Source organism: Nodularia chucula CCY0103 (assembly GCF_963923915.1).
GTDB lineage: Bacteria > Cyanobacteriota > Cyanobacteriia > Cyanobacteriales > Nostocaceae > Nodularia > Nodularia chucula.
On record NZ_CAWUOL010000212.1, the window covers coordinates 1 to 784 of the forward strand.

Annotated in this window: 1 protein-coding gene; it reads left to right on the top strand. The window is 34.3% G+C overall.

Annotated elements, in window-relative coordinates:
• Positions 1-76: 76 nt before the first annotated feature.
• On the top strand, positions 77-784 hold a 708-nt coding region (locus ACM0OP_RS24255), incomplete at its 3' end, for an IS701 family transposase (protein WP_462362471.1).

Below are 784 nucleotides of genomic sequence, written 5' to 3' on the forward strand. Positions count from 1 at the left end.
TAGGAGTTACGCATTGACAGAATAACAAAATAGTGAATTGATAAATATAGGTCGTCTACTTGCTAGGTATCAGACAATTAGAAAAATCACGAAACCATCCACAGCGCAATGCAATCTAGACCTATACACCTTATTTTTACTGTCAGAGCCAAAGTTTGGGGGGTGTAGTAGGTTAGCAGAGATATTAGGAGACGTTTCACATGATAGTGTGAATCGCTTTTTATTGAGAGAACGATATGAACCGAAAGATTTATTCAACATTATAGAGAAAGTTATTAACTTGGTAGGAGGAATACTAAGTGTAGATGATACAGTTATAGAAAAGATTTACAGCGACCCGAAAAATGCCGAATTAATCGGTTATTTTTGGTCAGGAAAAGCCCATAAAACAATTATTGGCTTAAATTTAATCACTCTATATTACAGTGATATGCATGGTAATTCAGTGCCAATAAATTACAGAATATATGATAAGAAGGAGGGAAAAACAAAAAACGATTATTTTAGAGAAATGGTAAGTGAAATAATAAGCTGGGGAGTCAAACCCAGAATGGTAACAGGTGATAGTTGGTATTCAGGAGTAGAGAACTTGAAATTTCTAAAGAACCAGAAATTGGGTTTTCTTTTCGGAATTGAAAAAAATAGAACTGTTTCAAATGAGCCGCACAAGTATTGTCAAGTAAGCACTCTGGCTATTCCCGAATCAGGATTAAGGACTCATCTGAAAGAATTTGGATTTATAAAGTTGTTTAGGAAAGACTTTAAAAAAGAAGACTCTAGACAC